The organism is Allobosea sp. CS1GBMeth4, assembly GCF_900185715.1.
In the GTDB taxonomy this organism is placed as follows: Bacteria; Pseudomonadota; Alphaproteobacteria; order Rhizobiales; family Beijerinckiaceae; genus Allobosea.
Genome location: NZ_FYAS01000007.1, coordinates 192,200 through 217,610 on the forward strand (window position 1 = coordinate 192,200; position 25,411 = coordinate 217,610).

Genomic DNA, 25,411 nt, shown 5'->3' on the forward strand with positions numbered 1-25,411 from the left:
CGTCCGCCTCATTCGGCGCTGGCCTGGACGTCGATCTTGTCGAAGATCTCGGTCGGCTCCCCGAGCGTGATCACGTCGGCGAGGCCGAGCCCGGCCGGCGTCCTGGCGTTCGCCTTCACCGTCAGCGTGCCCGGCTTGGCGACGAAGCGGGCGACCGCGTTCGCCAGCGTCTTGGCGCCGTCCGACGGGCCGAGGATGGCGGCGAGGCCGAGGCTCGCCATCATGCCGTATTCGCGCCGGACGTCCTCGACCTTGCGCTTCGACTTCTTCGCCTCGTTCTCGAGGAGTTTCTCGGCGAGGCCGAGATTCTGCAGCTTGACCTCGACGGTCTTGGCGGTCGCGCCGAGCAGCGCGACCTGCGCCAGGGCGAGGTCCCCCGAGAACACGTCCTTGCCGATATTGCCGAGCATGCCGGTCGCGTCGAGCCGGGCCATGCCGGCCCCGCCCAGCGAGAGCGTGCGGATGGCGAACTCCTTGCTCGCCTCCTGCCAGGCGAGGGCGAGCTTGGCCGAGAGGTCGAGGGTCCGGTAGCCCATCGCCAGCAGGTCCTTCGCGGCGGGATTGTCGGCACTGTCGACGATCGGGAAGGTGATCTTGTCGAGCGTCAGCGCCATGTCGGTCGGGATGCCGTTGACCTGCTCGCCCGCCTTGAGCTCGAAGCTGCCGAGGCCGACCTGGATCGGCGCGCCGGCCGGCTGGCCGCGCTTGCCCTCCTGCGGCACGCTCATCTGCACGCCGCTCATCCTGACGGTGCCGAGCTTCGGGATGAAGCGGCGGAAATCGAGCGCCTTGAGATCGACGGCGGCGTCGCCGAGCGCCTTGATCTCCCGCAGCACCCCCGCGAACGAGAAGCCGGAATACCCCAGCGAGGCGATCGCACCCTTCGCGCCGCCGCCCTCGAACTGCAGCCCCTCGATCACGAAGCCGGACTTCTCGGGCGCATCCTCGCCGAAGGCGACGCGTGCGATGCGCAGGTCGACGGCCTCGGCCTTGGCGCCCGGCTTGGGCGGCGTCTTCAGGGCCATGATGATGTCACGCTGCTCGCCGCTGCCGTAATCGACCGCGTCGAAGAGCTCGGCCATCGCGAGCAGCAGCTTGCGGTCGCGCGCGGTGGTGACGGCCGGGTCTTCCTTGCTGTTGAGGTCGCGCGCGGCCTTTTCCGATTCGTTGCTCAGCACGACGATGCGGCTCATCACCTCGCCCAGGGGCTCGGCGGCGATGCGCGCCTTGAAGCCGCGCATCGAGGCCTTGCCGGCGGACATCCTGCCCTGCTCGCCGAGGTCGAACACGAAGCCGTCCTGCTCGATCCTGCCGAGGACCGGCTGCATCGCGGCTGTCTCGCCCGGCTTGGCCGCCTCGCCGAAGACGCGGGCGATCTGCATGAGGTCGAGCGCTTCGAAGCTGGTGCGCTTGATCTCGCCGCTGATCGGGCCGGTGGCGCCACCCTCGACCTTGATCGCGCCGTCGCTCGACTCGCCGCGCCCGATCCGGCCCTCGCGGATCTCGGAGAACCGGACGTTGCGATAGGTCGTGACCTGCTTCTGCGGGCCGAAATTCTGCTCCATCACCAGCGTCGGCGCCGTGATCTCGCCGGCATTGAGCTTTGCGAGCCGGACGGCGGCGCTCTCGCCGCTCCCCTGGAAGATGGCGAGGAAGCTCTCGCGGTCCAGCGAGGTGTCCTTCACCTCGAGCTTCGGGATCGACAGCACGAACTTGCCGAGATCGAGCTTGAGATTGTCGAGCTGGAGATCGGCGGCGGAGGCGGGGGCGGCCAGGAGGACCAGCAGCAGGGCGGTCGTGGACAGCGACCGGAAGCTGGCGAGGCGTCGGCCGGGGGAAATCGTCATGCGGGTCTCCTGAAGCATGTGTCGAGCCCGCACGGCGTGAAACGGGCCAAGCTCCGATTGGCGGCGCCAGGGACGGATTCGCCGCCGGGGCGGCTGATCCGTTCCTGGGCCGGAAGGTCGGCCGACCCTGCCGCAACCCGGTGACGAAAGGAAGATGCGACCGGCGCCGCGCCGGCGAAAAGCTTGACGGAAGGGCATGGTTTCGTGCCATTGGCCGCAGAACCGCCACGAGGCCGCGGCAAGCCTCGCCTCGGGGTGGCCTGTCGGGCGAGGCGCGATGATGTCTTTTGCTGAACGTGTTCTGCGGCTGGCTTTCGCCGCCGCGCTGATGGTCGGCGTTCTCGGCGCGTCGCCCCGGCCGGCCGGGGCCCAGAATGCGCCCGTGGGCGGGCTGGAGCCGCTCACCATCGTCACCGCCTCGGGCCGACACGCCTTCCAGGTCGAGGTGATGCGCACGCCCGAGCAGCGCGCGCGCGGGCTGATGCATCGCCAGTTCCTGCCGGCCGATCGCGGCATGCTCTTCGACTTCGCCCGCACCGAGCCGGTCGCGATGTGGATGCAGAACACCTACATCTCGCTCGACATGCTCTTCATCCGCGCCGACGGCACCGTCGCCCGCATCGCCGAACGGGCCGAGCCGCTCTCGACCCGGACCATCCCCTCGGGCGAGCCGGTGCTCTCGGTGCTGGAGGTCAATGCCGGCATCGCCGAGAAGCTCGGCATCAAGCCGGGCGACAGGGTCGAGCATCCGCTGTTCAAGCGCTGACGCGCCGCCCGTCCGAGCGGGTTCGACGGGACTTTGCGCAGATCACAATGGTGAGCACGGGCCGATCGCAAAAGGGGTATCCACTTTGCGGAGCAGGCCCTGGCGCCCGGCCGGTCGCCCGGCGGCCCGCTTGCGGCTATGATCGCGATGCGAGAGGCGCCGGAACGGAGGCTGGGAGATGCCGGGGAATTCCGATCGAACGGAACTGGACGACCGAATCGCGATCGTCCGCCGCAACATCGCCGAGCTGATGGAGCAGGCGACCGGTGCGTCGGGAGCGGCGGTGGAGGAGAGTCTCGCCAACCGGCTCAACGAGCAACAGGACCTGCTCAACGAGCTGCTGAAGCAGCGCGAGGCGAAAGGCTGAGTGCGCCGGCATCGCCGTTGTCGGCCGAACGCCGGCAGGGCCGCAGGCGAAAGGCGGCTGGCCCGATCGGCCGGGACGCTCGCCTGGGAACAGCGTGTTCCCAAAGCCGGCCGTTGGTGATATGGCGTTCCGCATCCGCCGGGCTGGAGATGGCCGGCGGAACCGATTTGCGAGTGATTGATTACACTTGCGGGACGGCGGGGTATAGCGCAGCCCGGTAGCGCATCTGCTTTGGGAGCAGAGGGTCCCAGGTTCGAATCCTGGTGCCCCGACCAATCTCGGAAGGCTTTGCCGCGAGGCGAGGGGAAGCATGACGGCACGCATCTATTCGCCGGCCCGCAACGCGATGCAGTCCGGCACCGCCAAGACCGGCCGCTGGCTGCTGGAATACGAGCCGGAACGGCCGCGCGAAATCGAGCCGCTGATGGGCTGGACCTCGTCGGGCGACATGAAGAGCCAGCTCAGGCTCTGGTTCGACACGGCCGAGGAGGCCGTGGCCTACGCCACGCGCAACGGCATCGCCTACCGGCTCGAGCAGCCGCACGCGCCCAGGCGCCGCAGCATGGCCTATGCCGACAATTTCAAGTTCAACCGCGTCGGCCAGTGGACGCATTGAAGCTTTCGCGAACCGGCGGGCCGCAAGCTCGCCGTTTCCGTCAGGGCCCGTAGCTCAGCTGGATAGAGCAGCAGCCTTCTAAGCTGCTGGTCGCAGGTTCGAATCCTGCCGGGCTCGCCATTTCTCGGATTATTCCAGCGCCTCCTCGCGCCGCAGCTCCCAGGCCAGCATGGCCTCGGCGAGCGCTTCGAGTTCGCGCTCCTTCTCGCGGCTGTCGGGCGCGGCGTTGAGCTCCGCGACGCGTTGCTGCGCCTGCTCGTAGTCCTCCTCGGTGTGGACCGAGATCGGGGTCTTCATCGCTGCGCTCCTTTTTCGGCTGGCCGGCCTCTCGGCGGCACCGGTGGATCAACCTGCCACTCAAGATGGGGTTCCGCGCTCGCCGTCGCCATGGGTCGCGCGCCTCCGCTCAGTCCTCGCGCCCCCAATCGCGCAGCTGGCGGATCGTCGGCAGCGCCGGGCGCCGGCGCCAGAGCGCCACGGCGAGGTAGCCGGCAAAGCCGAGGACGAAGCCCGGGATGGCCGCGCCGAGCGGCACGGTGACCAGCCCCATGGCGCAGCCGCCGGAATCGCCCGGCCCGCATTTGGGATCGAACATCAGGGCCGCCATCACGATGGCGAGGCCCGCGAGCATCGCCAGCAGCATGCCGAGGCAGCCGCTCCAGAGCGCCCGCAGCAGGATCCTCACCATGGCGATCTCCCGGTTGCCGGCATGGCCCGCCGACTGCCGGCTGCGCCCACGCGTGCATCTTGCCGCGGCCGGCGCGAAGTCGTAAACGCCCCGCGGCCGGATCGGCCATGATCGCGCCCGAAAGGCGAGGCATGGCCCGGACGCATCCGTTTTGAAGGGCCCGGTCTTCGATCGCGGCCCGCAACCTCCAAGCTCCGGCCCCTGCCGCGGCTGCAAGGAGTCTCGATGATCTCGCTCGGCTCCGGCCTGGACCGGCTCGCCAGTTTCGCCTCCGCGAGTCATTGGCGGGCCTGCCTCTTGCTGGTGCTGCTCTCGCTCGCCGCCTTCCTGCCGGGGTTCGCCGGCCTGCAGCCCTTCGACCGCGACGAGCCGCGCTTCGCCCAGGCCAGCAAGCAGATGCTGGAGACGGGCGATTTCGTCGACATCCGCTTCCAGGACGAGGCCAGACACAAGAAGCCGGTCGGCATCTACTGGCTGCAGGCGGCGAGCGTCGCCGCGGGCGAGGCGCTCGGCGTGCCGCAGGCGCGCACCACGATCTGGCTCTACCGGCTGCCCTCGCTCCTCGGCGCCATCGCGACCGTGCTCCTGACCTATTGGGCGCTGCTCGCCTTCGTCGGGGCGCGCCTCGCCCTGCTCGGCGGCGCCCTGATGGCCGCGGCCGTATTGCTCGGCGTCGAGGCGCGCTTCGCCAAGACCGACGCCGTGCTCGCCGCCTGCGCGGTCGCGAGCATGGGCGCGCTGGCGCGGGCCTGGCTCGACTGGACGCGCTCGCTCGCCTTCGTGCCGAGCCGCCACAACTGGCTGGTGTTCTGGTCGGCGACGGCGCTCGGGCTGCTGATCAAGGGGCCGATCGTGCCGATGGTCTGGGGCCTGGCGACGCTGGTTCTCGCCATTCGCGAGCGCTCTCTGCGCTGGTTCGCCCCGCTTCGTCCCGGGCTCGGCCTCCTGCTCTGCCTCGTCGTGGTCCTGCCCTGGTTCGTCGCGATCGCGGTCAAGACCGGTGGCGACTTCTTCGCCGAGAGCGTCGGCAAGGACATGCTCGCCAAGGTCGGGGAGGGGCAGGAGAAGCATTGGGGCCCGCCCGGCCTCTATCTGCTCCTGTTCTTCGGCACCTACTGGCCCTCGGCCGCGCTCGCCGCCATGGCGGTTCCCTTCGCCTGGGTGAAACGGCGCGAGCCGCAGATCCTCTTCCTCATCGCCTGGATCGTGCCGTCCTGGCTGGTCTTCGAGGCGGTGCCGACCAAGCTGCCGCATTACGTGCTGCCGCTCTATCCGGCGATCACCGCGCTGCTCCTGCTCGCGCTGGTCAATGGCGGCATCGACCGCGATCGCCGCGGCGCCGGTCCGACCGCCTTCCTCGTCGTCGCCGTGCCGGCTGCGCTGGTCGGCGTCCTGCTCTACGGCACCTGGACGCTCGACCGGACCTTGCCCTGGCTGGCGCTGCCGGTCCTGGCGCTCGCGCTCCTCGTCGCCTTCCGCGGCTTCCTGGCCTTTCGCCAGGGCGCGTTCGAGGGCGCGCTCTGGCGTGGCGTCGTCGCGAGCCTGCTGCTCGGCGCCGGCGTCTACGGCCTGGCTGCGCCGAGCCTGCGCGGCCTCAAGCTGTCACCGCGGCTGGCGGAGGCGGTGCAGGCGGTGGCCTGCCCGAACCCGCAGGTCATCACCGTCGGCTACCGCGAGCCCAGCCTCGTCTTCCTGGTCGGCACCGATCTGCGCATGGGCGCCGATGGCGTCGTCGCGGCGGCCTTCCTGCGCGAGCCCGGCTGCCGGGTGGCGCTGGTCGAGGGCCGCTTCCTCGACGGCTTCCGCCAGGCGACCGCCGCGTCGGGGCAGGCGCCGCGACTCCTGACCACGATCTCCGGCTTCAACCTGAACGGCGGCAAGCGCCTCGACATGAGCGTCTTCGTCCGCGAGTGATCGACTTGCCCCGCCGCTGTGCTTGACGCAGTTTGCGCGCCGCAACGCAGAAAGACTTGGACTCCGTGACCGAACCCGCGCCCTCAGCCGGCCAGCCCCGCCTCAGCATCGTCGTGCCGGTGCGCAATGAAGAAGGCAACATCGCGCCGCTGGTGCGCGACATCGAGGCCGCCTGCGCCGGTCTCGGTGCCTTCGAGTTGGTCTATGTCGACGACGGCTCGAGCGACGGCACCGCCGCCGCGCTCGCCGACCTCGCCGCGACGCGGCCCTGGTTGCGGGTCGTCCGCCATGCGCAGTCCTGCGGCCAGTCGGCCGCGGTGCGCAGCGGGGTGAGGGCCGCGCGCGCGCCGATCGTCGCGACCCTCGACGGCGACGGCCAGAACGATCCCGCCTTCATCCCAGCGATGCTGGCGCAGCTCGAGGCGGCCGGCCCCTCCGCCGGCCTGGTCCAGGGCCAGCGCGTCGACCGTCAGGACACCGGCTTCAAGCGGATGCAGTCGCGCATCGCCAACAAGGTCCGCGGCGCCATCCTCAGGGACGGCACGCGCGACACCGGCTGCGGCCTGAAATGCTTCCGGCGCGAGACCTATCTGGCGCTGCCCTATTTCGATGCGCTGCACCGCTTCATGCCGGCGCTCGTCGTGCGCGAGGGTTTCGACGTCCTGCATCACGACGTGCGCGACCGCCAGCGCCTGACCGGCGTCTCGAACTACGGCTTCTTCGACCGGCTCTGGGTCGGGATCCTCGATCTCGCCGGCGTCTGGTGGCTGATCAGGCGCCGCAAGCGCGTGCCGCAGATCGTTGGGGAGGCAGGCTGATGCTGGTCGACCTGCAGAACATGATCGGGACCTATTTCCACGACGTCTTCGTCAACAATGTCGACTGGTGGGTCCTGCTCGGCGTCGTCGCGCAGGCCCTCTTCACCATGCGCTTCGTCGTGCAGTGGCTCGCCAGCGAGAAGGCCCAGCGCTCGGTGGTGCCGATGACCTTCTGGTGGTTCTCGATCGGCGGCGGCGCGCTGCTCTTCGTCTATGCGCTCTACCGCCGCGACCCGGTCTTCATCCTCGGCCAGGGCTTCGGCCTGTTCGTCTATCTGCGCAATCTGCAGTTCGTGCTGCGGGCAAGGGCGCGCGGCGAGGACACCAACTCGGGGCCGGGCTGAGCTGGCCGGGCGTCCGGCGGGCCGCTCCGCTCAACGCGCGGCGCGTAGCCGGGCGAAGCCGGCGTCGAGGTCCGCCTTGAGGTCTTCGAGATCCTCCAGCCCGATATGCAGGCGGATGGTCGGTCCTTGGAAGCCGGGCGTGGTCGCGGTGCGGTAGCGCTTGCAGTCGAAGGGCAGCACCAGGCTCTCATAGCCGCCCCAGGAGGCGCCCATGCCGAACAGGGTGAGCCCGTCGAGCATGGCCGCGACCGCCTTCATCGTGACGGGTTGAAGCTCGATCGAGAACAGCGAGCAGGCGCCGGTGAAGTCGCGCTTCCAGATGGCGTGGCCGGGATCGGCGGGCAGCGCCGGGTGGATCACGCGGGCGACCTCGGGACGCGCCGCCAGCCAGTTCGCCATCTCGATCCCGGCCGGCATCTGCTCCTTCAGCCGGACGGCCATGGTCCTGATACCGCGGAGCGTCAGATAGGCGTCCTCGGCAGCGATGATCACGCCGAGCGCGTCCCAGCTCAGCTTGAGCTGGGCGTAGAGCTCGGGCGTGCGAGCGGACACCGTGCCGATCAGCACGTCGGAATGGCCGGCGTAATATTTCGTCCCGGCCTGGACCGACACGTCGATCCCGAACTTGTGGGCGTCGAAATGCAGCGGCGTCGCCCAGGTATTGTCCATCATCACCATGATGTCGCGGGCATGCGCCGCGGCGACGATCGCTGGAATGTCCTGGACCTCCAGGGTCTGCGAGCCTGGCGATTCCGTCCAGACCGCTCTCGTGTTCGGCTTGAACAGCTCCGCGATGCCCTCGCCTATGAGCGGGTCATAATAGGTGACCTCGACACCGTAGCGCGGCAGCATCCGGTCGCAGAAATTGCGCATCGGATGATAGACGCTGTCGGTCACGAGAAAATGGTCGCCGGCCCTCAGGAAGGCGAGCGTGGGCAAGGTGCAGGCGAGCAGGCCTGAGGAGCAGGCGAGAACGCCGGCGCCCCCCTCCATTGTGCCGGCGGCGGCGAGCAGCGCGTCGATCGTCGGGCTGCCCGAGGTGCCGTAGCTGTAGCGCGCCTTGCGGACGAGGAAATCCTCGGTGGTCGGGTAGACCACCGTCGAGCCGCGGACGATCGGCGGGTTGACGAAGCCGTAGCTGTCGCTGGAGTCGCGGCCGGCGAGGACGAGGCGGGTCTTCTCGCGCAGGCGCGCGAATTCGGGCTTCGACAGCTTTTTCATGGTTCTCGGGAGAGCAGTGCTGGACGGGACGGAGGATGGCCGCACTTGACCACCTCCGGAAAGTCGCATGTGATGCTTTCGGTGAAAAGAGGGGGTGCACGGAGCTCGGTTGCTTGACGCTCTTGCATGGCTCTGGCAATCGGCGCGCGCCGCGCTTCGACGAATGTTCAGCATCGAACGGGACGAAAAGTTGCGACGATGCGAGGGGATCGGCACGTTCCGGCCGGCAGGCGCCGGCGGGGCCTTCAATGGGAGACATCGAGATGAAGAAATTCATGGCAGCCGCGGTCGCCGGGTTCGGCTTCGCGCTGGCGGCGGCGAGCGCGCAGGCACAGGCGCCGCAGACACTCGCTCAGGTCAAGAGCCGCGGCATCCTGAACTGCGGCTCCAACACCGGCCTCGCCGGCTTCGGCGTGCCGGACGCGCAGGGTAACTGGACCGGTCTCGACGTCGATCTCTGCCGCGCCGTCGCCGCGGCGATCTTCAACGACCCGACCAAGGTGAAGTTCATCCCGCTCTCGGCCAAGGACCGGTTCACCGCCCTGCAGTCGGGCGAGGTCGACCTGCTCGTCCGCAACTCGACCTGGACGATGTCGCGCGACACCGCCCTCGGCCTGCAGTTCGCCGGCGTGAACTATTATGACGGCCAGGGCTTCATGGTCCGCAAGAAGCTCGGCGTGAACTCTGCGCTGCAGCTGAGCGGCGCCTCGGTCTGCACCCAGCAAGGCACCACGACCGAGCTCAACCTCGCGGACTTCTTCCGCGCCAACAACCTGAAATACGAAGTCGTCGCCTTCGCGACCTCGGACGAGACCGTCAAGGCCTACGATTCCGGCCGCTGCGACGCCTTCACCACCGACGCCTCCGGCCTCTACGCCGAGCGCCTGAAGCTCACCGCCCCGGACGACCACATGGTCCTGCCCGAGATCATCTCGAAGGAGCCGCTCGGCCCGGCGACCCGCAACAACGACGCGCAATGGTTCGGGCTGGTGAAGTGGGTGCACTTCGCGATGCTGAACGCCGAGGAGCTCGGCGTCACCAAGGCGAATGTCGACGAGATGACGAAGTCGCCGAATCCCGAGATCAAGCGCCTGCTCGGGACCGAGGGCAAGTTCGGCGAGAGCATCGGACTGACGACGGATTGGGCCTACCGGATCGTGAAGCACATCGGCAATTACGGCGAGTCCTTCGAGCGCAATGTCGGCTCCGGCTCGCTGCTGAAGATCGCCCGCGGCCAGAACGCGCTCTGGACCAAGGGCGGGCTGCAATACGCTCCGCCGGTGCGCTGAGGATCATGCGGGGCGGGCGCTCGTGGCGCCCGCCCCGGTTCTTTCCGAGAGACTGGAGAAGGTGGCTCGCGGGGACCGGTCGGCCGGGACCTGCCCACTGATTCGAGAGCGGGACGAACCCGCTCCGCCAGACAGGGGAAAACCATGATCAGAGTGATCAGCGCGGCGCTGCTCGTCGTCGCCGCTGCCTTTGGCGTCGCTCATGCGCAGACCTCCCAGACTCTCGCTCAGGTCAAGAGTCGCGGGTCTCTCAACTGCGGCGCCAACACCGGTCTCATCGGCTTCGGCGCGCCCGACGCGCAGGGCAACTGGAGCGGCCTCGACGTCGAGTATTGCCGCGCCATCGCCGCCGCGATCTTCAACGACCCGGGCAAGGTGACGTTCGTCCCGCTCTCCGCGAAGGACCGCTTCCGCGTGCTCCTGGCGGGCGAGGTCGACGTGCTCGTGCGCAATTCGACCTGGACGATATCGAACGATACGCCTCCGGGCCTGCTCTTCGTCGGCGTGAATTATTATGACGGGCAGGGCCTGATGGTCCGCCGGAAGCTCGGCGTGATGTCGGTGATGCAGCTGGCGGGCGCCTCGATCTGCGTGCAGCGGGGCACCACGACCGAGCTCAACCTCGTCGATTACTTCCGGACCAACAATCTGAAGCACACGGTCGTCGCCTTCGATAACGGCCCGGACACGCTCAAGGCCTACGATGCCGGCCGCTGCGACGCCTTCACCACCGATGCGTCCTCCCTCTATGCCGAGCGCCTCAAGCTGACCGCGCCGGACGATCATATGATCCTGGTCGAGATCATCTCCAAGGAGCCGCTCGGTCCTCTGACGCGCGACGACGATCCGCAATGGTTCAAGCTGGTGCGCTGGGTCCACTTCGCCATGCTGAACGCCGAGGAGCTCGGCGTGACCAGGGCCAATGTCGACCAGATGCGCGGATCGTCCAATCCCGAGATCAGGCGCCTGCTCGGTGTCGACGGCAAGTTCGGCGAAGGCCTGGGGCTGACCAACGACTGGGCCTACCGGATCGTCAAGAACGTCGGCAATTACGGCGAGAGCTTCGAGCGTACCGTCGGCAGCCGGTCCGTGCTGCGGATGTCGCGCGGCCAGAATGCGCTCTGGACCAAGGGCGGACTGCAATACGCGCCGCCGATCCGGTGATCGTCCGGCGGGACGCGCATCACAGGGGAGCGGCACCGTTCGCTCGGAACGAGGGAAGGAGAACACGGCCGGTGGGGACTGGCCCGGCGCTTGCTAGCTAATCGAGAGCGGGGGGAACCTGCTCCGCCAAACAGGGGAACGACAACGTGAAAAAATTCATCGGCGCGGCGCTCGTCGCCGCCAGTACCGCGATTTGCGCGAGCGGGGCGCTCGCCCAGTCGGCCACGCTGACCCAGGTCAAGAGCCGCGGCATTCTCCATTGCGGTTCCGGAACCGGCCTGGCCGGCTTCGGAATCCCGGATGCGCAAGGCAATTGGTCCGGCCTCGATGTCGATGTCTGCCGCGCCGTCGCCGCGGCGATCTTCAACGACCCGACCAAGGTCAAGTTCATTCCGCTCTCCGCGAAGGACCGCTTCACCTCGCTGCAATCCGGCGAGGTCGACCTGCTCTCGCGCACCACGACCTGGACGCTCTCGCGCGACACCGCGCTCGGCCTGAACTTCGCCGGCGTGAGCTATTATGACGGCCAGGGCTTCATGGTCCGCAAGAAGCTCGGCGTCGACTCGGCCCTGAAACTGGCGGGCGCCTCGATCTGCACGCAGCAGGGCACGACGACCGAGCTCAACCTGGCCGACTATTTCCGCGCCAACAAGATCAAGTACGAGGTCGTCGCCTTCGCCTCCAACCAGGAGACGGTGAAGGCCTATGAGTCGGGCCGCTGCGACGCCTTCACCACCGACGCATCGGGCCTCTATGCCGAGCGGCTGACGCTCTCCACGCCTGCCGACCACATCGTCCTGCCGGAGATCATCTCCAAGGAGCCGCTCGGACCGGTCGTGCGCCATGGCGACGACGTCTGGTTCGACATCGTGAAATGGTCGCTGTTCGCGATGGTCAACGCCGAGGAACTCGGCATCACCAAGGCCAACGTCGACGAGATGCTGAAATCGGACAATCCCGAGATCAAGCGCTTCGTCGGCACGGAGGGCAAGTTCGGCGAGCCGATGGGCCTGACGAACGATTGGGCCTATCGCATCGTCAAGCATGTCGGCAATTACGGCGAGAGCTTCGAGCGCAATGTCGGCTCGGGCTCGCTGCTGAAGATCGCGCGGGGACAGAACGCGCTCTGGACCAAGGGCGGGCTGCAATACGCGCCGCCGATCCGGTGAGAACCGCCGATGCGCGGCCTCCGTCGCGTGTCGGTCATTGAAGCTGTCTTGTTCCGGCGAACCGGATAAGAATACCGGCTGGCGGCGATCCGAACCGATCGCCGCCGGACCTTCGGTCGCCAAACTCAGAAGGGCGTCAGACGTGTCGACTACTTCCGCAGAGGTCAAGCCGGGCAAAGCCTCGCTGCTCTACGACCCGAAGATCCGGGGCTATTTCTACCAGATCCTGCTGCTCGCGGCGGTGGGATTCCTGATCTGGTCGGCCGCCTCGAACGCGATCGAGAACCTGCGGGCGCAGAAGATCGCGTCCGGCTTCGGCTTCTGGCACAATGCCTCCGGCTTCGACATCAACCAGAAGCTGATCCCCTACGACGCCTCGAGCGGCACCTATGGCCGCGCCTTCTGGGTCGGGCTGCTCAACACGCTGCTCGTCGCCTCGATCGGCATCGTGCTTTCGACCTTCCTCGGCTTCTTCGTCGGCGTCGCCCGGCTGTCGGGCAACTGGATCGTCTCCAAGATCGCGATGATCTACGTCGAGGTCATCCGCAACGTGCCGCTGCTGCTGCAATTGTTCTTCTGGTACAACGCGGTGCTCAAGCCGCTGCCCAATCCGCGCCAGTCGATCGAGCTGCCGGCCGGCGCGCTGCTCAACAATCGCGGCCTTTATATTCCCGATCCGCAGCTGGGCCCCGGTGGCGGCCTGATCCTCTGGGCTCTGCTGTTCGGCCTCGTCGCGACCTTCATCTTCCGCGCCTGGGCCCGCAAGCAGCAGGCGGCGACCGGGACGCAATATCCGATCGGCTGGGTCGCCCTCGGCCTGATCGTGGTCCTGCCGACGCTGGTCTATTTCGTCACCGGCCGGCCGATTTCCTTCGTCTATCCCGAGCTCGCCGGCTTCAACCTGCGCGGCGGCATCCAGATCTTTCCGGAATTCGTCGCGCTGCTGATCGGCCTGACGACCTATACCGCGGGCTTCATCGCCGAGGTGGTCCGGGCCGGCATCCTCGCCGTCTCCAGGGGGCAGACCGAGGCCGCCCACGCGCTCGGCCTGCGGCCCGGGCCGACGCTGAAGCTCGTCGTCATCCCGCAGGCGATGCGGGTGATCATCCCGCCGCTGACCTCGAACTACCTGAACCTGACCAAGAACTCCTCGCTCGCGGTCGCGATCGGCTATCCGGATCTGGTCCAGGTCTTCACCGGCACGGTGCTGAACCAGACCGGCCAGGCGGTCGAGGTCGTCGCCATCACCATGGCGGTCTACCTGACCATCTCGCTGGTCACGTCCCTGTTCATGAACATCTACAACAAGCGCATGGCGCTGGTGGAACGGTGAGGCTGTCCCAATGACCGACGCAGTCACCGAGATGGCTCCCTACGCCTTCGTCCGCAAAGAGCCCCTGGAGCAGCAGCCGGCGCCGCTCTCCGTCGCCGGGCCGCTCGCCTGGGTCAGGGCTCACCTGTTCTCGAGCCCGCTCAACATCGCGCTGACGCTGCTCTCCCTCTATGTCGTCGCGACGTCGCTGCCGGAGCTGATCCGCTTCTATTTCGTCGACGCGGTCTGGTCCGGCGCGAACCGCGCCGCCTGCCTCGCCGACAAGGTCGGCCGGCCGGTCGGCGCCTGCTGGGCCTATGTCGCCGACCGCTTCCAGTACTTCATCTACGGCTCCTATCCGATCAGCCAGCGCTGGCGGGTCAACATCGTCTTCGCCATGTTCGCGCTCGGCGTGGTCTGGCTGCTCTGGACGCGGGCGCCGAAGAAGAAGCTCGGCATCTTCTTCTTCTTCGTGCTGCTGCCGATCTCGGCCTATGTGCTGCTGCTCGGCGGGGCGGGTGCCGAGCGCTTCCTCGGCATCTGCCTGACGCTCGCGCTGGCGCTCGCGGCGCTTTACGTCGTGCTCTCGCTGGTGCCGCAGCTCGTCGGCTTCCATATCGGCGAGGCCGCGCTCGGCGTCGTCCGCCAATTGCCGGCCTGGAAGCGCTTCTCGGGGCCGAAGCAGCTGATCCTGTTCGCGCTCCTGGTCTTCGGCCTGCTCTCCATGCTGGCGAGCAGCGTCGGCCTGCCCAGGGTCGACACCGGCCTCTGGGGCGGCATGACGGTGACCTTCCTGATCGCTGCGGTCGGCATCGTCTTCTCGCTGCCGCTCGGCGTGCTGCTGGCGCTGGGCCGGCGCTCGAAGCTGCCGATCATCCAGCTGCTCTCGGTGATCTTCATCGAGTTCGTGCGCGGCGTGCCGCTGATCACCGTGCTGTTCATGGCCAACACCATGCTGCCGCTGTTCGTGCCGCAGGAGTATTCTCCCGACCGGTTGCTGCGGCCGCTGGTCGGCGTCGCGCTCTTCGCCGCCGCCTATATGGCGGAGGTCGTGCGCGGCGGACTCCAGGCGATGCCGAAGGGCCAGTACGAGGGCGCGATGTCGCTCGGGCTCGGTTACTGGAGCATGATGCGGCTGATCATCCTGCCGCAGGCGCTGCGGATCGTGATCCCGGGCATCGTCAACACCTTCATCGGGCTGTTCAAGGATACGACCCTGGTCACCATCGTCGGCATCTTCGACTTCCTGCGCACCATCGAGGCGACGCTGGTCGATCCGACCTGGGCGACGCCGACCACCCGCGCGACGGGCTATGCTTTCGCCGCGGTCTTTTATTTCCTGTGTTGCTGGGGCATGTCGCGCTACTCGATCGCGGTCGAGAAGCGGCTCGCCGCCGGCCAGAAGCGTTGAGGGGACAAGAAACATGGCTATGGCAGAAACGACCAGCTCGCGCCCGGCGGCACTGAAACCGACTGCGCTCAACACCGCGACCGCCGTCGAGATGATCGGCGTCAACAAGTGGTATGGCGAGTTCCATGTGCTGCGCGACATCAACCTGAAGGTCGAGCGTGGCGAGAAGCTCGTCATTTGCGGCCCGTCCGGCTCCGGCAAGTCGACGATGATCCGCTGCATCAACCGGCTGGAGGAGCATCAGAAGGGCCAGATCATCGTCGACGGCACCGAGCTGACGAATGATCTCAAGAAGATCGACGAGATCCGCCGCGATGTCGGCATGGTCTTCCAGCACTTCAACCTGTTTCCGCACCTGACCATCCTCGAGAACCTGACGCTGGCGCCGATCTGGGTGAAGAAACTGCCCAAGAAGGACGCCGAGGAGATCGCGATGCACTATCTGCGTCGCGTGAAGATCCCCGAGCAGGCGGCGAAGTATCCGGGCCAGCTCTCCGGCGGCCAGCAGCAGCGCGTCGCCATCGCCCGTTCGCTCTGCATGAGCCCGAAGATCATGCTGTTCGACGAGCCGACTTCGGCGCTCGACCCCGAAATGGTCAAGGAGGTGCTCGACACCATGGTCTCGCTGGCGGAGGAGGGGATGACCATGCTCTGCGTCACCCACGAGATGGGCTTCGCCCGCCAGGTCGCCGACCGGGTGATCTTCATGGACGCGGGCCAGATCGTCGAGATGAACGAGCCCAACGAGTTCTTCAAGAATCCGCAGCACGAGCGCACCAGGCTGTTCCTCTCGCAGATCCTGCACTGAGCCCGGGCCAGGGGCCCGCCGGAGCGGCGGCTGCTTCGTGCGGGTCTGTGGCTCAAGCGGAGCGAGAACGCCTGTCCGGCCCGGCATCTGCGGGTGCCGGGCCGGCTCCTGCCCGGCCGCGGCCGCTGCGCGGGACGGAACCTTTGCCGGCGCGTGCGGTTGCTTCCCCCAATAATGGAGGAGAAGCTCATGAAGCTGGTTGTATCCACCCTCGCCGCAGGCCTGCTGCTCGCCGGCACCGGCGCCTTCGCGCAGTCCGTCGACATCGGTCCGGGCGGCGTCAGGCTCGACACCCGCAGCCCGCGCGAGCGGGCCGCCGACCGGGAGATCCGGCGCGAGGAGCGCTGGCGCGAGCGCGACCGCTGGGAACGCCGGCGTGCCTATCGCGTCGAGCGCGACTGCCGTACCGAAACGCGGATTCGCGAGACCCCGCGCGGCGAGGTGCGTCGCACGGTGCGCGTCTGCGACTGAATTCGATCGAACCCGCGCAAGGAAAAGCCCGCCGCATGGCCATGCGGCGGGCTTTTCGCGGTCGCAGGGCTGGATCACGCTGCATTTGGGCGGAATCGTCCAAATGCAGATAACGTGATCGATTCCAGGCGTTTAGAGCATGCTCGACGCGAAAGACCGTTGCCACTTTTCCGCAGCATGCTCTGCTCGTCGCAGGGCTATCTGGCGTTGCGCGCCTTCACCGCCTGATCGGGGAAATCGGAGAACAGGCCGTCGATGCCGAGCGCCAGATAGGCCTTGTACTCGGCCGCCGGATCGCCCCTGAAGTCGGAGGCGAGGCGCTTGGGCTCGCTGCGGAACGTCCATGTGTGAACGAAGAGCCCGGCCGCATGGGCGTTCTTCACCACGTCGGTCGGCGGCAGCAGCACGCGGTCGCGCTCGTCGATCGTCCCGTCGCCGTTGAGGTCGCGCGGCTTGCCGTCGTCGCCGAGCACCTGCTTGGCTGGCATCAGATAGGGCTTCCAGGGGCCGACACCGTCGGCGTAGGTCCTGATCTCCTTCAACCCCTCGGCGGTGACGAGGTCCTTGAAGCTGCGCTTGTCGCCGGTGACGACGAAGTCGTAGGGCTTGTCGAACGGGGCGGCGAGCACGATCCCGCCATCCTTGTCGACATCGTCGGCGTCGACCAGCTGGACCAGCCGCAGCTGCGTCTTGCCGCGCAGATATTTCAGGTTGGCGGTCTCGAAGCTCTGGATGATCACCGGCGCGCTCTTCTCGGTCCAGCCGGCGGCCTTGAGCTGATCGAGCAGCCTGTCCTCCATCGCGAGGCCCAGGGCCGCGTGATAGGTCGAGTGCTTGATCTCCGGGTAGATGCCGATCGTGCGGCCGGTGCGGCCGCTCTCGGCCTTGGCGAGGTCGATGACCTGCTGCAGCGTCGGGATTTCGTATTTGCCGTTGTGCGCCTTGTCCCGATCGGCCATCGCCTGCTTGGCGCGCAGGGTCTTGATCTCGGCCAGGGTGAAGTCGGAGGCGAACCAGTCGGTGGTGTCGACGCCGTCGACCTTGCGGGTCGTCTTGCGCGCAGCGAACTCCGGACGGGTCGCGACGTCGGTGGTGCCCGACAGCATCGGCTCGTGGCGGACGACCAGGACGCCATCGCGGGTCGAGACCAGGTCGGGCTCGATGAAGTCAGCGCCCTGTTCGACCGCGAGCTTGTAGGATTCCAGCGTGTGCTCGGGAAGATAGCCGCTGGCGCCGCGATGGCCGACGATCAGCGCCGGCTTGCCGTCGAGCGTCGGTGCCGGGGCCTGCGCCAAGGCCGGCGCCGCCAATGCGAGGGCAAGGGTCGCCAGCATCGTCGCCGGCTGGAACAGGGGTTTCATCTCGTCCGATCCTCGTTTCCTGCGGAAAGGCGGCGAAACTGCTCGGCGGACATGACACGCCGGTGAATGCGTCTTGCTGCGCGGCATCGGCGTTGCCGACCCCGCGCAAGAGGAGAGTGGAAACGCCGGGAGCGGCGCGGCCCGGCCCGGCCGGCTCAGCGGCGGCCTTCCAGCGTCGTCTTGGCGTCGAGGCGCTTGGCCGGCGGCGGCGTCGTGTCGACCGGCTGGGTGGCGCAGGCGGCGAGCGAGAGGCAGAACAGGCCGGCGAGCGCGAGGCGGGCGAAGGCGGTCATTGCGGGAATCCCCAGGCGGTTGGCGTTGCGGAAGGAGTTGTATCGTCTTGCGCCCTGTGGGACGAGGGCGTCAAGGGTGGTTTCGTGCCTCGGAATCGGTCCAGGCTGGGCCCGGCCCCGCGAACCCGCGACCAGGAACGACGACAGGAAGTGCCGGACATGACCCCCGCCGCCCGCCTCAGCGCCGCCATCGAGGTCCTGACGGACCTGATCGAGCGCCGGCGGCCCGCGGCGGACGCGCTGAAGGATTGGGGCCTGGCCCGCCGTTTCGCCGGTTCCAAGGACCGCGCGGCGGTCGCTTCGCTGGTCTATGACGCGCTGCGCCGCCGTGCCTCGTCCGCGCATGCGCTCGGTGAGGAGACGCCGCGGGCGCTTGTGCTCGGCATGCTGGTCAGCCAGCGCGGCCTGACGGTCGAGGAGATCTCGCACCTCTTCAGCGGACAGAATCATGCTCCTGCGCCGTTGACCGAATTCGAGGTCGCCGGGCTGGCCGCCTTCGACCTCAACGCCGCGCCCGGCTGGGCGCGGGCCGACGTGCCCGACTGGCTCTGGCCGTCCTTCATGGCCGGCTTCGGCGACGACGCCGTCGCCGAGGGGCAGGCGCTGGCGGGCAGGGCCCCGGCCGATATCCGCGCCAACCGGCTCAAGACCGATCGCGACAGGCTGCGCGCGACGCTGGCTCATCTTCAGCCCGAGCCGGGCGCCTGGTCGCCCGACGCCTTGCGTTTCCTGCCTGGCCCCGACGGCCGGGGGCCGTCGCTGCAGAGCGAGCCGAGCTTCTTCGACGGCGAGTTCGAGATCCAGGACGAGGGCTCCCAGCTGGTGACCCTGCTCGCGGGGGCGCGGCCGGGCATGACGGTGGTCGACCTTTGCGCCGGCGCCGGCGGCAAGACCCTGGCGCTGGCTGCGATCCTGCAGGGGGAGGGGCGCATCTTCGCCACCGACCTCGACAGCCGCCGGCTGGCGCCGCTGCACGACAGGCTCGCCCGCTCCGGCGCCGGCAATGTCGAGGTCCGGGTGCCCAAGAGCCGCGGCCATGACGCGCTCGCCGACCTGGCCGGCACGGTCGACCTGGTTCTGGTCGACGCACCCTGCACCGGTTCCGGCACCTGGCGGCGCAATCCGGACGCGAAATGGCGGGTCCGCCCCGGTGCGTTGACCGAGCGCGTCCGGGAACAGGCGCAGGTGCTCGATCGCGCCGGCAGGCTGGTCAAGCCGGGCGGGCGGATCGCCTACATCACCTGCTCCATGCTGCCGGAAGAGAACGACGGTGCGGTCGAGGCCTTCCTGGCGCGGCATCCGGGCTTCGCGCCGGTCGCGACGCGCGCGCTGCTCAACACCGGCGAGGTCGATTTCGGGCTGCTCGGCCGCTTCTCGACCCGTTTCGGCCTGCAGCTCTCGCCGCGCCGCACCGGGACGGACGGCTTCTATCTGAGCTGTCTCGCCGCGCCGGCCTGATCCGCTCCCGGTGCCGTTGCGCGCTCGCGCGCGATGGCGTAACCGGGCGCCATGAGCGCTCAGCCCCAGACCCCCGTCCTCCACGACTCCATCCTCATCATCGACTTCGGCAGTCAGGTGACGCAGCTGATCGCGCGTCGCGTCCGCGAGATCGGCGTCTACTGCGAGATCGCGCCGTTCCAGTCGGCCTCCGAAGCCTTCCGGCGCCTGAAGCCCAAGGGCGTGATCTTCTCCGGAGGCCCGGCCTCGGTGCCGGACGCCGGCTCGCCCCGCGCGCCGCAGGAGGTGTTCTCCTCGGGATTGCCGGTGCTCGGCATCTGCTATGGCCAGCAGACCATGGCGCACCAGCTCGGCGGCACCGTCGAGGGCGGCCACGCCGCCGAGTTCGGCCGCGCCGATGTCGAGATCGTCCAGCCCTCGGCACTGTTCGAGGGCATCTGGGAGGAGGGCGGGCGCTATCCGGTCTGGATGAGCCATGGCGACCGGGTCACCCAGCTTCCGGCCGGCTTCACCGTCAAGGCGACCTCGGAGAACGCCCCCTATGCGGTGGCGAGCGACGAGGGCCGGCGCTTCTACTCGACCATGTTCCACCCGGAGGTGGTGCATACGCCGGACGGCGCCAGGCTGCTGCGCAATTTCGTCGTCACCATCTGCGGCTGCACGCCGGACTGGACGATGGCGGCCTACCGCGCCGAGGCGATCAAGAAGATCCGCGAGCAGGTCGGCACGGGCAGGGTGATCTGCGGGCTCTCCGGCGGCGTCGATTCGGCGGTCGCGGCCGTGCTGATCCACGAGGCGGTCGGCGACCAGCTCACCTGCGTCTTCGTCGACCACGGGCTGATGCGCCTCGGCGAGGCCGAGCAGGTCGTCACCCTGTTCCGAGATCACTACAATATCCCGCTGGTCCATGTTGAGGCGGAAGAGCTTTTCCTCTCCGAACTCGCCAAGTGCGGCGCCGACCCGGAAGCCAAGCGCAAGACCATCGGCCGGCTCTTCATCGACGTCTTCGACGCCGAGGCCGCCAAGCTGGGCGGGGCAGATTTCCTCGCCCAGGGCACGCTCTACCCGGACGTGATCGAGAGTGTCTCCTTCTCCGGCGGGCCGTCGGTCACGATCAAGAGCCACCACAATGTCGGCGGCCTGCCCGAGCGCATGAAGATGCAGCTCGTCGAGCCCCTGCGCGAGCTGTTCAAGGACGAGGTCAGGGTGCTCGGCCGCGAGCTCGGCCTGCCCGACGCCTTCGTCGGCCGCCACCCCTTCCCGGGGCCTGGCCTCGCCATCCGCTGCCCCGGCGAGATCACCAGGGAGAAGCTCGACATCCTGCGCAAGGCCGATGCGATCTATCTCGATGAGATCCGCAAGGCCGGCCTCTACGACGTGATCTGGCAGGCCTTCGCCGTGCTGCTGCCGGTGCGCACCGTCGGCGTGATGGGCGACTATCGCACCTACGACCATGTCTGCGCCCTGCGCGCCGTCACCTCGGTCGACGGCATGACGGCGGACTTCTACCCCTACGACATGGCGTTCCTCGGCCGCACCGCGACCCGCATCATCAACGAGGTCAAGGGTATCAACCGGGTGGTCTACGACGTCACCTCGAAGCCGCCCGGCACGATCGAGTGGGAGTGAGGAGATAGAAGGCGACAAGTCCAGAAGGACGAGGGCGTCAAATCGATCGAGCGGGCCATTCGGGCTGTGGCGTGCAGATCAGACGGTGGGCCCTCGGTTCGATCCAGACCTTCGCCTGTCCTAGGGGCCACGGGCCGCTTTGCGCAGATCGTCTCTTACCGCCGGCTCGAGGGAACGCCAGTCGCGGTCGCGTAGCGCTGCTTCCATGGCATAAAGCGCGAGAAGCGTGACATGCCGGCCGAAGCGGAATTTGAGCCGGTGGTAAGCCTCGACCGCGCCCAGCCGCCGCAGCGCGTCTTCGCCGTCGATATCGACTTCGGCGAGCATACGGGCCGTCGCCGGACCGAGATTGCGCATCTCCGCGATCGATCGGTTCAAGCTATCCCCTCCCGAGCCCGCAGTTGCGCCAGGCGATCCTGGCAGCTCTCGCCGGCGTCCGCGCGAAAAGCTGCCGCCCGCCGCAGAAGCGCCCTCGGTTCGATCTGCGCGCAACCCATGGAACCCCTTTCCCATCGCCGAACGACCTCGACGGTTGCCATATCGCAAGGCCGTCATCATCGGAGCTTCGCTGAATAGCTCCGGAATGATGCAGCGTGCCGCCGGCGTCCACTCCCGTTCCCCGTCCGGGAGGGGAGGCTGTTCGTCGGCTCGCCCGGCCTCCGGCTCCGGACCTGGCGCCGGCCGCCGGATCGAGGTCACCGGAAGCTGCGGAACCAGGCCAGGACATTCTCCGAGCCGCCGAGCGTCGACGCCTCGCCGTAGAGGCCGGCGAGGAAGGTCGCCCGATGGCTGGCGCCGGCGACCGGTATTCCACCGGCGAGCTTCCCGCCCGCGGACAGGGCGCGGAAGACCATCGCAGGGTGGATCGCCTCGTCGGCGAGGCCGTAATGGAAGCGGATCGGGGCGTCGTAATCCCAGTACGAAGCGCGATTCGCCGCCAGCTGCCGCAGGAAGGCGCTGTTGCGATCGTCCGTCGCCCGCTCGAAGAAGCCCGGAACCAGCAGGTCCGATCCGGTCGGGAACGGCTTGCCCGGGTCGAACTCGGCACGGTAGTCGTTCCAGTACTTGAGAGCCATGTCGTGGAATTCGGGCCGGATGGCGCTGCGCAGCAGCCCCGTCAGCTTGTACTGGAGCTCATAGCTGCCCAGGGCGACGATCATGCAGAGCGAGATCCAGCTCGGCAGGGCAGGGTAGGAGGTCGTGCCCTTCGGCAGGGCGAAGCTCTGGAACCCGGCCCAGAAGCTCCAGGCTTCGTTGAGATCGTTGAACGGGCTCGCCACGGCGGTCGCCGCGACGGGGCGGGCGTTCGCCCGCAGCGCCTGGTGCAGCCACTGGGTGTTGAGCGCGCCCTGCGACCAGCCGTGCAGGAACAGCTTCGACGGCCTCAGGCCCAGCGAGCGCAGAGCCTCCTGGCCGGCGGCGAGCATGTCGAGGCAGGTGCGGACGCTGACGCCCTTGACGGCGTAGCCCTCGCCGCGGCCGTTGCGGAACGGCCCCTTGCCGACATAGTCGGCGGCGACGACGGCATAGCCCTGGCCCGCGAAGCGCTGCACGTTGAAGAGGGTCTCGAGCGAATCCGCGGCATCCGTCAGCTCGTAGGCCGGGTCGGCGAGGCGCGTCAGGTTCGAGGGCACCTGGTCGAAGGACAGGATCGTGCCGTGCTGCCAGGACACCAGCGGGACCTCGCCCTTCACGCCGACCGGCACCGCCAGGAGACCGCTGACCTTGAGCCTCTCGCCGGTCTCGGGCACGACCGTATGCGTGACGATGCGGTGGAGGTCGACCTCGAAGCGGGCGCCGTCCCGCTGCGCATCGAAGGCAGGCAGGATGGCCGGATTGTTGAACAGGGGATAGGCCCTGGCGACCTGGCCGTCCAGCCGCGCCGCCGTCACGCGGCAGGATCGGTCGATGCTCGCCCGCCGCCCGGGGCGAGGGCCGGCAGCCTGCGCCGGTCCGGAGCCGGCTCCGGACAGGCCGGCGACTCCGGCGCCGGCCCCGAGAACGAACAGACGTCTCGTCGGCGCGCCCTCGCCACGGGAAGGCTGCGATGGCGTGCTGTCCGGTGCGCCCGGTGCAAGCTGTGAAGCGGACATCACGTCATGATCCTTCGGTTGCGGCCGCAGCGAGACGTCAGCGTGCGCCCGGTTTCGGGTTGTGCACGGACTTGGCCGGATAGGTCGACTGCGTGATCGTCAGCGTGCTTCCGTCGAGATTGTAGATGCTCGCTCCAGCCCGCGCCGCGTTCCGGGCGAAGCTGGAGCGCTCGACCTCGACCACCGTCGCCTCGAGTTGCGAGGCCCTGCTGATCTCGTAGATCGCGCCGCCCTGGTGGCGGGCGCGATTGCTCGCGAACCGGCTGTCCCGATAGCTCACATGGGACCCGTAATCCTCATAGGTCGCGCCGCCATCCTGGCGGGCGCTGTTGCCGACGAAGGAGCACGCCTGGCAATTGGCGACGACGCCCTCGCGGTTGACGCTGGCTCCGCCATAGACGGCCCGGTTGCCCGCGAAGACCGTATCCGAGATGGTCAGGTTGGCCTTGCCATAGGCATAGATCGCGCCCCCTTCCAGGGCCTCGTTCCGCTCGAAACGGCAGTTCTTGAGGGTCATCCTGAAGCCGACGGCGGCATCATGCGGCAGGAATGTCTTGCCGGCGTGATAGGCGAGCAATCCTCCGCCCTTGCCGTTATAGGTCGTGCCGACCGCGCGGCCGTCGCGCAGGGTCAGCCCGTCGAGCACCGTATCGTCGGCACCGTAGACGACGTGAGAGTATCGATAGCCGTCCTTGCCGGCCTTCGCTGTCAGGATGGTCCGCGCGCCGGCGGCGGGGCGTTGCTCCAGAGCGGTTTCGGTGCCTTTGAACCCGCCATACAGCTTCACGCCGTCATAGAGCGTGAAGGCCGCGATCCCGTCCTGCTTCCGGTCGGGCCGATAGGTTCCCGCCTTGATCCAGACATCCGCCTTCGACACCGAGGCGAGCTCGATCGCGGCCTGCAGGTCGGACAGCGCGGTGCCCCAGGACAGTCCGTCCCGGACCTTGGCCGCGCTGTCTGAGGCGACGTGGATGACCTTCGCCTGCACGGCCTTGCGGGTGACGCCCGGCCGCGTGTACTCGCCGTGATATTCGACCGCTCCGTTGTTCTTGACGTAGAGCTGCACGAGCTTCTCGACCAGGGCGTTCTGCAGCAGGAGCGCGCCGTCCAATGCCGGGTGATAGCCACGCCGGCCGGTTGGCGCCGAGTTGAGCGCGTCGGGCTGCAACTGCCCTTTCAGATTGCTGATCGCGATGAAGTCGGCGAGCGGCATCGTCTTGCCGGCGGGAGCCCGCGAGCCGAGCTCGGCGACGATGTCCTCATGCCAGTTGTAGACGTCGTCGACGATACTGCCGACGAGGATCGGATTGCTGTTCGCGCCGGTCCCCTGGTACAGGCCCGGTCCCAACCCGCTGCTGGCCGCATTGTCGACGATCGTGACGTTGACCAGCAGCGGCGCCGAGCCGCCGTCATTGCCGACCGCCCCGGCGCTGACCGCGGAGTTGCGGGTGAACAGGGCGTTGAAGACCAGGGGCGAGGCGGCGAAGTCGTTGTAGAACGCGCCACCCTTGTCGTTGCTGCGGTTGCCGATGAAGCGGCAGTTGATGAAGCGCGGCATCGCCCCGAGGTCGTTACTCACGCCGCCGCCGCGCATCTCCGCGACATTGTCGATGAAGTCGACATTGATGAAGCTCGCCTGGTCGGCGCCGGGCTTGTGGACGTTGTAGACGGCGCCGCCCTTCGCCGAATAATTGTTCCTGAAGACGGTGTTGCGCACCACGGGGCTGGTCATGAAATTCCTCATGCCGCCGCCGACGACCATGTCGTTCTTCAGGATGTCGGCGGGCACGAGGTGCATGCGGGGCGTGCCGGTGCCGTAGGCATCCGTGACGACGAAGCCATCGAGGATCGCCCGGTCGGCGCCCATGACGATGGTCTTCGTGTTCTTCGTCTTGTCGCCCTTGCCGATATTGCCGCTGAGAATGGTCTCGTTCCTCCGGAAATTCCGGAGCTCGCGCGCCGTTTCGGTGCCCGAGAAGCCGCCATAGACCGCCACGTCCTCCTTGAGGACGAAGGATGTGTCCGGATCGGTGGCATGGGGATGATAGGTGCCGCGCGCCACCCAGATCTCATCGCCCTTCGCGGCCGCCGAGAGTGCGTCCTGCAGAGATCGGAACGCCGATGTCCAGGCGGTCCCGTCGCCGGCGGCCTTGCTGTCGCGGTTGACGTACCAGACCTTTCCGGACCCTGCCTGCGCAGCGCCCGGAGCAGCCGTCGCGACCAGCAGAGCGAACAGGGCCGACAGAATCCGTTTCATCTCTGCTCCAAATCTGTGGTCGGCCGGGCGGCGCGACGAAGGCTCCAGCGGGCGCTCGAGCGTGATGCGCGAACTCCGCCGGGCCGCAGAGCGTCAGGGCTCCGCGCAGAACGGG

24 protein-coding genes and 2 tRNA genes are annotated in these 25,411 nt (G+C 68.1%); 17 read left to right on the forward strand and 9 right to left on the reverse strand.

All coding sequences use genetic code 11. The features are described from left to right. Positions 1-8: 8 nt before the first annotated feature. A complete protein-coding gene (locus CS1GBM4_RS04295; protein ID WP_186417447.1) occupies positions 9-1,847 on the reverse strand; it encodes a hypothetical protein in 1,839 nt (612 codons plus the stop codon). A 280-nt stretch (positions 1,848-2,127) separates the two neighbouring features. On the opposite strand from CS1GBM4_RS04295, the gene CS1GBM4_RS04300 reads away from it, so the two are divergent. From CS1GBM4_RS04300 to CS1GBM4_RS04320, 5 genes are all read left to right on the forward strand, one after another. Further along, entirely contained in the window at positions 2,128-2,613 is a 486-nt protein-coding gene (locus tag CS1GBM4_RS04300; RefSeq protein ID WP_244607045.1) for a DUF192 domain-containing protein, read from the forward strand. 178 nt (positions 2,614-2,791) lie between these two features. After that, a complete protein-coding gene (locus CS1GBM4_RS04305; protein WP_186417449.1) occupies positions 2,792-2,980 on the forward strand; it encodes a hypothetical protein in 189 nt (62 codons plus the stop codon). 198 nt (positions 2,981-3,178) lie between these two features. After that, a tRNA-Pro gene (locus tag CS1GBM4_RS04310) sits at positions 3,179-3,255 on the forward strand. Between the two features lie 35 nt (positions 3,256-3,290). Next, complete coding sequence (locus CS1GBM4_RS04315; protein ID WP_186417450.1) at positions 3,291-3,596, forward strand: ETC complex I subunit; 306 nt, start codon at positions 3,291-3,293, stop codon at positions 3,594-3,596. A 43-nt stretch (positions 3,597-3,639) separates the two neighbouring features. Further along, a tRNA-Arg gene (locus CS1GBM4_RS04320) sits at positions 3,640-3,716 on the forward strand. Between the two features lie 9 nt (positions 3,717-3,725). Here the strand turns inward: CS1GBM4_RS04320 and CS1GBM4_RS04325 are convergent. Next, a complete protein-coding gene (locus CS1GBM4_RS04325) occupies positions 3,726-3,893 on the reverse strand; it encodes a hypothetical protein (RefSeq protein WP_186417451.1) in 168 nt (55 codons plus the stop codon). 109 nt (positions 3,894-4,002) lie between these two features. Next, complete coding sequence (locus CS1GBM4_RS04330) at positions 4,003-4,284, reverse strand: hypothetical protein (RefSeq protein ID WP_186417452.1); 282 nt, start codon at positions 4,282-4,284, stop codon at positions 4,003-4,005. Positions 4,285-4,509: 225 nt separating this feature from the next. Here CS1GBM4_RS04330 and CS1GBM4_RS04335 point away from each other — a divergent pair, with 225 nt between their 5' ends. The 3 genes from CS1GBM4_RS04335 to CS1GBM4_RS04345 all read left to right on the forward strand — a co-directional run bounded on the left by CS1GBM4_RS04335 (position 4,510) and on the right by CS1GBM4_RS04345 (position 7,360). Continuing rightward, positions 4,510-6,198, forward strand: coding sequence for a glycosyltransferase family 39 protein (locus tag CS1GBM4_RS04335; RefSeq protein ID WP_186417453.1), 1,689 nt, complete (start codon positions 4,510-4,512; stop codon positions 6,196-6,198). A gap of 65 nt (positions 6,199-6,263) precedes the next feature. Then, positions 6,264-7,016, forward strand: a complete 753-nt coding sequence (locus CS1GBM4_RS04340) for a glycosyltransferase family 2 protein (protein ID WP_186417454.1) — start codon at positions 6,264-6,266, stop codon at positions 7,014-7,016. A 2-nt stretch (positions 7,017-7,018) separates the two neighbouring features. Continuing rightward, complete coding sequence (locus tag CS1GBM4_RS04345; RefSeq protein WP_186417576.1) at positions 7,019-7,360, forward strand: lipid-A-disaccharide synthase N-terminal domain-containing protein; 342 nt, start codon at positions 7,019-7,021, stop codon at positions 7,358-7,360. A gap of 30 nt (positions 7,361-7,390) precedes the next feature. On the opposite strand, the gene metC is transcribed toward CS1GBM4_RS04345, so the two are convergent. Further along, positions 7,391-8,581: a cystathionine beta-lyase gene (gene metC / locus CS1GBM4_RS04350; RefSeq protein ID WP_186417455.1), complete on the reverse strand. Its 1,191-nt coding sequence runs from the start codon at positions 8,579-8,581 to the stop codon at positions 7,391-7,393. A 263-nt stretch (positions 8,582-8,844) separates the two neighbouring features. On the opposite strand from metC, the gene CS1GBM4_RS04355 reads away from it, so the two are divergent. The 7 genes from CS1GBM4_RS04355 to CS1GBM4_RS04385 all read left to right on the forward strand — a co-directional run bounded on the left by CS1GBM4_RS04355 (position 8,845) and on the right by CS1GBM4_RS04385 (position 16,205). After that, positions 8,845-9,870, forward strand: coding sequence for an amino acid ABC transporter substrate-binding protein (locus tag CS1GBM4_RS04355; RefSeq protein WP_186417456.1), 1,026 nt, complete (start codon positions 8,845-8,847; stop codon positions 9,868-9,870). Between the two features lie 144 nt (positions 9,871-10,014). Further along, on the forward strand, positions 10,015-11,034 hold the full coding sequence (locus CS1GBM4_RS04360) for an amino acid ABC transporter substrate-binding protein (protein ID WP_186417457.1): 1,020 nt from the start codon (positions 10,015-10,017) through the stop codon (positions 11,032-11,034). A gap of 158 nt (positions 11,035-11,192) precedes the next feature. After that, positions 11,193-12,203 carry an amino acid ABC transporter substrate-binding protein gene (locus CS1GBM4_RS04365; RefSeq protein ID WP_244607055.1) on the forward strand — a complete coding sequence of 337 codons (1,011 nt, stop codon included), beginning with the start codon at positions 11,193-11,195 and terminating at the stop codon, positions 12,201-12,203. 142 nt (positions 12,204-12,345) lie between these two features. Then, positions 12,346-13,536, forward strand: coding sequence for an amino acid ABC transporter permease (locus tag CS1GBM4_RS04370; RefSeq protein ID WP_244607046.1), 1,191 nt, complete (start codon positions 12,346-12,348; stop codon positions 13,534-13,536). A 10-nt stretch (positions 13,537-13,546) separates the two neighbouring features. Next, on the forward strand, positions 13,547-14,926 hold the full coding sequence (locus CS1GBM4_RS04375) for an amino acid ABC transporter permease (RefSeq protein ID WP_244607047.1): 1,380 nt from the start codon (positions 13,547-13,549) through the stop codon (positions 14,924-14,926). A 91-nt stretch (positions 14,927-15,017) separates the two neighbouring features. Then, the gene (locus tag CS1GBM4_RS04380; protein WP_186417579.1) at positions 15,018-15,734 is read left to right on the forward strand and encodes an amino acid ABC transporter ATP-binding protein; all 717 of its coding nucleotides are present in this window, start codon (positions 15,018-15,020) and stop codon (positions 15,732-15,734) included. Between the two features lie 189 nt (positions 15,735-15,923). Beyond that, the gene (locus CS1GBM4_RS04385) at positions 15,924-16,205 is read left to right on the forward strand and encodes a hypothetical protein (protein WP_186417459.1); all 282 of its coding nucleotides are present in this window, start codon (positions 15,924-15,926) and stop codon (positions 16,203-16,205) included. Positions 16,206-16,402: 197 nt separating this feature from the next. Here the strand turns inward: CS1GBM4_RS04385 and CS1GBM4_RS04390 are convergent, their stop codons facing one another. Together CS1GBM4_RS04390 and CS1GBM4_RS04395 are read right to left on the reverse strand one after the other, a co-directional pair. Continuing rightward, entirely contained in the window at positions 16,403-17,566 is a 1,164-nt protein-coding gene (locus CS1GBM4_RS04390) for a glycerophosphodiester phosphodiesterase (protein ID WP_186417460.1), read from the reverse strand. A 155-nt stretch (positions 17,567-17,721) separates the two neighbouring features. Next, complete coding sequence (locus CS1GBM4_RS04395) at positions 17,722-17,859, reverse strand: hypothetical protein (protein WP_186417461.1); 138 nt, start codon at positions 17,857-17,859, stop codon at positions 17,722-17,724. A gap of 159 nt (positions 17,860-18,018) precedes the next feature. On the opposite strand from CS1GBM4_RS04395, the gene CS1GBM4_RS04400 reads away from it, so the two are divergent. Together CS1GBM4_RS04400 and guaA are read left to right on the forward strand one after the other, a co-directional pair. Then, positions 18,019-19,317, forward strand: a complete 1,299-nt coding sequence (locus CS1GBM4_RS04400; RefSeq protein WP_186417462.1) for an RsmB/NOP family class I SAM-dependent RNA methyltransferase — start codon at positions 18,019-18,021, stop codon at positions 19,315-19,317. Positions 19,318-19,368: 51 nt separating this feature from the next. Further along, entirely contained in the window at positions 19,369-20,946 is a 1,578-nt protein-coding gene (gene guaA, locus CS1GBM4_RS04405) for a glutamine-hydrolyzing GMP synthase (RefSeq protein ID WP_186417463.1), read from the forward strand. Between the two features lie 120 nt (positions 20,947-21,066). On the opposite strand, the gene CS1GBM4_RS04410 is transcribed toward guaA, so the two are convergent. The 3 genes from CS1GBM4_RS04410 to CS1GBM4_RS04420 all read right to left on the reverse strand — a co-directional run bounded on the left by CS1GBM4_RS04410 (position 21,067) and on the right by CS1GBM4_RS04420 (position 25,296). Beyond that, the gene (locus CS1GBM4_RS04410; RefSeq protein ID WP_186417464.1) at positions 21,067-21,324 is read right to left on the reverse strand and encodes a TfoX/Sxy family DNA transformation protein; all 258 of its coding nucleotides are present in this window, start codon (positions 21,322-21,324) and stop codon (positions 21,067-21,069) included. Positions 21,325-21,641: 317 nt separating this feature from the next. Continuing rightward, positions 21,642-22,838 (reverse strand): lipase family protein, encoded by a 1,197-nt coding sequence (locus CS1GBM4_RS04415; RefSeq protein ID WP_244607048.1) that lies wholly within the window; start codon positions 22,836-22,838, stop codon positions 21,642-21,644. 238 nt (positions 22,839-23,076) lie between these two features. Beyond that, positions 23,077-25,296 carry a right-handed parallel beta-helix repeat-containing protein gene (locus tag CS1GBM4_RS04420; RefSeq protein ID WP_186417466.1) on the reverse strand — a complete coding sequence of 740 codons (2,220 nt, stop codon included), beginning with the start codon at positions 25,294-25,296 and terminating at the stop codon, positions 23,077-23,079. Between the last annotated feature and the right edge of the window lie 115 nt (positions 25,297-25,411).

Excerpts from the sequence above, each read along its gene's own strand:
- CS1GBM4_RS04295 (WP_186417447.1), bottom strand. The coding sequence starts at position 1,847 with ATGACGATTTCCCCCGGCCGACGCCTCGCCAGCTTCCGGTCGCTGTCC.
- CS1GBM4_RS04300 (WP_244607045.1), top strand. The coding sequence starts at position 2,128 with ATGTCTTTTGCTGAACGTGTTCTGCGGCTGGCTTTCGCCGCCGCGCTG.
- CS1GBM4_RS04305 (WP_186417449.1), top strand. The coding sequence starts at position 2,792 with ATGCCGGGGAATTCCGATCGAACGGAACTGGACGACCGAATCGCGATC.
- CS1GBM4_RS04315 (WP_186417450.1), top strand. The coding sequence starts at position 3,291 with ATGACGGCACGCATCTATTCGCCGGCCCGCAACGCGATGCAGTCCGGC.
- CS1GBM4_RS04325 (WP_186417451.1), bottom strand. The coding sequence starts at position 3,893 with ATGAAGACCCCGATCTCGGTCCACACCGAGGAGGACTACGAGCAGGCG.
- CS1GBM4_RS04330 (WP_186417452.1), bottom strand. The coding sequence starts at position 4,284 with ATGGTGAGGATCCTGCTGCGGGCGCTCTGGAGCGGCTGCCTCGGCATG.
- CS1GBM4_RS04335 (WP_186417453.1), top strand. The coding sequence starts at position 4,510 with ATGATCTCGCTCGGCTCCGGCCTGGACCGGCTCGCCAGTTTCGCCTCC.
- metC (WP_186417455.1), bottom strand. The coding sequence starts at position 8,581 with ATGAAAAAGCTGTCGAAGCCCGAATTCGCGCGCCTGCGCGAGAAGACC.
- CS1GBM4_RS04355 (WP_186417456.1), top strand. The coding sequence starts at position 8,845 with ATGAAGAAATTCATGGCAGCCGCGGTCGCCGGGTTCGGCTTCGCGCTG.
- CS1GBM4_RS04360 (WP_186417457.1), top strand. The coding sequence starts at position 10,015 with ATGATCAGAGTGATCAGCGCGGCGCTGCTCGTCGTCGCCGCTGCCTTT.
- CS1GBM4_RS04375 (WP_244607047.1), top strand. The coding sequence starts at position 13,547 with ATGACCGACGCAGTCACCGAGATGGCTCCCTACGCCTTCGTCCGCAAA.
- CS1GBM4_RS04380 (WP_186417579.1), top strand. The coding sequence starts at position 15,018 with ATGATCGGCGTCAACAAGTGGTATGGCGAGTTCCATGTGCTGCGCGAC.
- CS1GBM4_RS04385 (WP_186417459.1), top strand. The coding sequence starts at position 15,924 with ATGAAGCTGGTTGTATCCACCCTCGCCGCAGGCCTGCTGCTCGCCGGC.
- CS1GBM4_RS04390 (WP_186417460.1), bottom strand. The coding sequence starts at position 17,566 with ATGAAACCCCTGTTCCAGCCGGCGACGATGCTGGCGACCCTTGCCCTC.
- CS1GBM4_RS04395 (WP_186417461.1), bottom strand. The coding sequence starts at position 17,859 with ATGACCGCCTTCGCCCGCCTCGCGCTCGCCGGCCTGTTCTGCCTCTCG.
- CS1GBM4_RS04400 (WP_186417462.1), top strand. The coding sequence starts at position 18,019 with ATGACCCCCGCCGCCCGCCTCAGCGCCGCCATCGAGGTCCTGACGGAC.
- guaA (WP_186417463.1), top strand. The coding sequence starts at position 19,369 with ATGAGCGCTCAGCCCCAGACCCCCGTCCTCCACGACTCCATCCTCATC.
- CS1GBM4_RS04420 (WP_186417466.1), bottom strand. The coding sequence starts at position 25,296 with ATGAAACGGATTCTGTCGGCCCTGTTCGCTCTGCTGGTCGCGACGGCT.